At 25.7% G+C, this 3,727-nt stretch carries 5 protein-coding genes; 1 reads left to right on the plus strand and 4 read right to left on the minus strand.

The features are described 5' to 3' along the window. Nucleotides 1–263 precede the first annotated feature (263 nt). From ACJDUG_RS17640 to ACJDUG_RS17650, 3 genes are all read right to left on the minus strand, one after another. Nucleotides 264–542, minus strand: coding sequence for a hypothetical protein (locus ACJDUG_RS17640; RefSeq protein WP_406771181.1), 279 nt, complete (start codon nucleotides 540–542; stop codon nucleotides 264–266). Continuing rightward, a complete protein-coding gene (locus ACJDUG_RS17645) occupies nucleotides 517–1,140 on the minus strand; it encodes a hypothetical protein (protein ID WP_406771182.1) in 624 nt (207 codons plus the stop codon). The genes ACJDUG_RS17640 and ACJDUG_RS17645 overlap by 26 nt, the downstream gene beginning before the upstream one ends. A 477-nt stretch (nucleotides 1,141–1,617) precedes the next feature. Beyond that, nucleotides 1,618–1,752: a hypothetical protein gene (locus ACJDUG_RS17650; RefSeq protein WP_406771183.1), complete on the minus strand. Its 135-nt coding sequence runs from the start codon at nucleotides 1,750–1,752 to the stop codon at nucleotides 1,618–1,620. A gap of 123 nt (nucleotides 1,753–1,875) precedes the next feature. Between ACJDUG_RS17650 and ACJDUG_RS17655 the strand changes: the two genes are divergently transcribed. Continuing rightward, complete coding sequence (locus ACJDUG_RS17655) at nucleotides 1,876–2,118, plus strand: helix-turn-helix domain-containing protein (protein ID WP_406771184.1); 243 nt, start codon at nucleotides 1,876–1,878, stop codon at nucleotides 2,116–2,118. Nucleotides 2,119–2,389: 271 nt separating this feature from the next. Here the strand turns inward: ACJDUG_RS17655 and ACJDUG_RS17660 are convergent, their stop codons facing one another. Continuing rightward, nucleotides 2,390–3,187, minus strand: a complete 798-nt coding sequence (locus tag ACJDUG_RS17660) for a hypothetical protein (RefSeq protein ID WP_406771185.1) — start codon at nucleotides 3,185–3,187, stop codon at nucleotides 2,390–2,392. Between the last annotated feature and the right edge of the window lie 540 nt (nucleotides 3,188–3,727).

Genomic DNA, 3,727 nt, shown 5'->3' on the forward strand with positions numbered 1-3,727 from the left:
ATAAAGGATAATATTTTAAAGTGGAGGGGTCAATTTTCAATGTAAAAGAGGGGTCAATATTAATTGTAAATCAACAAAAACCAAGTCTAAATATATGCTTAAACGGTTCTATATTGTTCGAGTATAATATCCTTCGGAGCAATTCACCACACCGCCTAAAAAGGTTGGTGTGCTCTTGCAATATTACCATGGAATCTGTTAATTCTGATATTGAATACTCTGAGTCCGACTTTATAAAATTCTTGTTTTTTATAATTGAACTACTACCAGCTTACTTTCAAGTTTGTTCTTCCATCTTTTAAATCTACAATTTCAGCATTATACCCTTTTTGTTTAAGAATCTCAATTAATTTTAAATATATCTTAACTCTATAGGATTCCTTTGCAAAAAGCATTGCCACATGTTCACCTTCACTCGCAAATTTTTCAATTTCTATCGCCAAACTTGGCATATACTCTTGAACCATTTTATCTACATCCACTGTTTTTATAAAATTATCAGTTATTTTTCTTAACTCATTTGCATTTTTTAAAGTTTTCATTTTTTTCATCCTCTCTATATAATAAATCTATAATTTGTTCTATATTTTTATTAAAAAAGTTCTCTGCAAAATTTTCGGCATCATCTTCTAATTCTTCTTCATCAAGTTTCATATTTATCTTAAATTGATATTTATGCCTATACTCATGGAAAATAACTTTAATCATATATTCCTTTTTATTGATATTATTTTCATTACACCATCTTATAAGGTTAAATTCATAAATCTCAATAAAGTTATTTTTCTCAGAATAACTTCCTATTTCATACACATCTTTATCAAATATGCACTTATTTACTTTTTCTAATTCCTTGTCTTTAATAAAATGTGCTAATACTCGTCTAACTAAATAAAAAGGTATAAACTGCCACTTAAAACAAAATATATTTATTCTGCTTTCTTTAATTCCATATTCATCCTCCTCATCTAAAAGTAATTGTAAGACAGCTTTTAGCTGTTTTCTGTTTAATATTTTTCCTAAACTTATCCCAAGCCTCATTTTCTTAAATATGTAACTAAGTAATTCATACGATACTACTGAATCAAATGCTACTGCTATTAATAATAGAGCTATTGCAAATATTAATAAGAGAATCATCTTGGTCCCCTCTTTCAAATTTATTTATACATCACGCCTAATATTTTGCAACTTGTTCTTTATTAGAACATATTAAAGATAAAAAAATAAATCTATTATATTTAGTTGTTAAATTTATAGGTTTATTCAATATAAACCTCAGTATAATAAATTTATTAGAATATCTTTTTAATCAATAACTCAAATATACACATTCTATTCCCCTCTATAACACAACTATCTATAATTTCATATCCTTTATGCAAATAAGCACCTTCTTGTGTTTTCAAAATTTCCTCAAACGACTCTGGGTAGCAATGAAACTGGTCAATTCGAGTACCAGTCCATTCCCATAGCTTTTAATGCTGTTTTTGCTTAAGCATATTATCCATTAAAATCATCTCCTTCTCCTGTACAATTCTAATAAATTTATGAACGTAACATGTATTCACTTATTACACGCATATATAGCTCCCTCAAATTAGCTATATCTTTCCTCTATCTTTCTTCATTGAATCCAATAATCTCAAATAATTCTACATTACTTATATCTGTATAGGCAAATAATTTATCTACAATTCTTATTCTAAGTGTATCATTTTCTTGATTCCTACCATCTTTTCTCCTCCTCATTAAACATATTTATTTTATATTATATTATGTAATATTTTTAAATTGTTCTTTATTGGAACATACTAATATAAAAAAAATTATAGAATATAACTACTATATTTTAGCTTAAGTAAGGGTGATTCTATGATACTAAACGTAGAAGGTGATAAAAAGAATATTATTGGTCCTCGTCTCAAAGAAGCACGACTTTCTAATGATTTAACCCAAAAGCAGTTGTCAACAAAATTAGAAGTAATGGCAGTTTATATAGACAGAGCAAGTATTTCAAAAATAGAGAGACAAGTACGAGTTATAACAGATTTTGAGTTATTAGCACTATCTAAAGTTCTTAAGATAACTCCAAACTGGCTTTTAGGACTTGAGTAATTTATTCATATCTATCACTTAAAACTTAACTTTATTAATTCAATAAGCATTATTGACAATAGTCAACATTCAGTGATTTTTGACTTTATATTACATATTTTGGTATTTCATATTATTTATAATATCCTTTAATAAGAAAAAAATCAATGGCAGTTATTAAATAAACGCATATATATGAAAAAAGCATGTAGACCACATGCTTTTAATTAAGATATATTTAAAATTTCACGAAAAATTCAACTTATTTCCTTAATAATATGATATTAAAATCTTATTTATTAATTTTTTTAATTATTGAATCTAATTGATTTTGAGAGATGTTCTTCTGAGCTACCTTAAAATTTTCTAAATGATAATCTAATAGGTCATTAAGCCATTTAGGTAAATTACTATCTTTGGGAGTAATAGTTTTACCAACAAGGTATTGTTTTAAATTTGGAGTATGTCCCCATACTGAACATAAAAAAATAAAATACGGAATTTTTATGTATACATAAGCATGTTTAAAAGAATTTTCTGCACCAAGAACTCTAAAATCCATTCCAGTATTGTTATATACCATATTGAGATTATTATTAAATCTGTTTAACTTTTCTATTGGAATAAAGTGCATTTGAATATTTTTTAGTTCTTTTATTTTTTCATTATATAAAATATCTTTCCAATTATCCATTACATTATTGAGTTCATTTTTTTCATTTTGTGTAAGGCTTTTCAACATTTCAATATCCGTTTCATAATTTAATTTCAACACTCTCCATGCAATAGATAAGATAAAATATCTTAATTCATCGGTATTAGTTTCATAAACTTGAAGTTCTGAGCTATTAATTGTCTTTTGGAAAAACTTATCCGAAAAGTATTTTTCATATTTACTGAATAGTTCTTCACATTCATGACAAAGAAATGGAGTTTTTAGTCCATCTTGAAGTCGTTTATTGGGGTTATCTGTAGTTCTAATCCCTTTAGTTAATGATTCTTTTTTTATATAATTAAAAAACATTTTAGGAATAATGTGGCTTTCGGCTAATTTCTTATTCTCACCACATAATTTACAACTTTGCTCCATTTTTTGAACCTCCATACATATGCTACTTTATAATTTCTATTTCTCTAAAAGTTTTAACATCATATCTTGTCCTAATATTATAGCATATTTATCATTTTCAAAATCCACATTTTGTTGAAAATGGTAGTACAAATAAAGAACTCTTTAATTACTTTGAAATATCTACAAATAAAAAAGCAGGATTTAGTTTTATCTAAATCCTGCTTTCTTTATTTTTTATCTTATAATATCACTATCTTATCTTTCTTTATCTTATATAGTTGTCTTATCTTTATATCTTTTTTTGAATTATATCTATATCTGCCACATCTTTTTGTTACTATATCTTCATATCTTTTTTATCTTATATCTTTCTATAAACTTCTATCAATATCTCTGCTATAATATCTATAAATATATTATACACATAAATTTATAGTTTATTCAAGTATTTTTTTAAATTTCCCTAATCCATTCTGCATCTGTGTTTATAGCATAATAGAAGTGCAGAGTTTAGCTGCTTAAAAGTGCACAGATTAACAGCTATAAATAAAGACACTT

Origin of the sequence: Candidatus Clostridium stratigraminis (assembly GCF_045310675.1) — a bacterium.
Lineage (GTDB): Bacteria > Bacillota > Clostridia > Clostridiales > Clostridiaceae > Clostridium_AT > Clostridium_AT stratigraminis.

Excerpts from the sequence above, each read along its gene's own strand:
- ACJDUG_RS17655 (WP_406771184.1), top strand. The coding sequence starts at position 1,876 with ATGATACTAAACGTAGAAGGTGATAAAAAGAATATTATTGGTCCTCGT.
- ACJDUG_RS17645 (WP_406771182.1), bottom strand. The coding sequence starts at position 1,140 with ATGATTCTCTTATTAATATTTGCAATAGCTCTATTATTAATAGCAGTA.
- ACJDUG_RS17660 (WP_406771185.1), bottom strand. The coding sequence starts at position 3,187 with ATGGAGCAAAGTTGTAAATTATGTGGTGAGAATAAGAAATTAGCCGAA.
- ACJDUG_RS17650 (WP_406771183.1), bottom strand. The coding sequence starts at position 1,752 with ATGAGGAGGAGAAAAGATGGTAGGAATCAAGAAAATGATACACTTAGA.
- ACJDUG_RS17640 (WP_406771181.1), bottom strand. The coding sequence starts at position 542 with ATGAAAACTTTAAAAAATGCAAATGAGTTAAGAAAAATAACTGATAAT.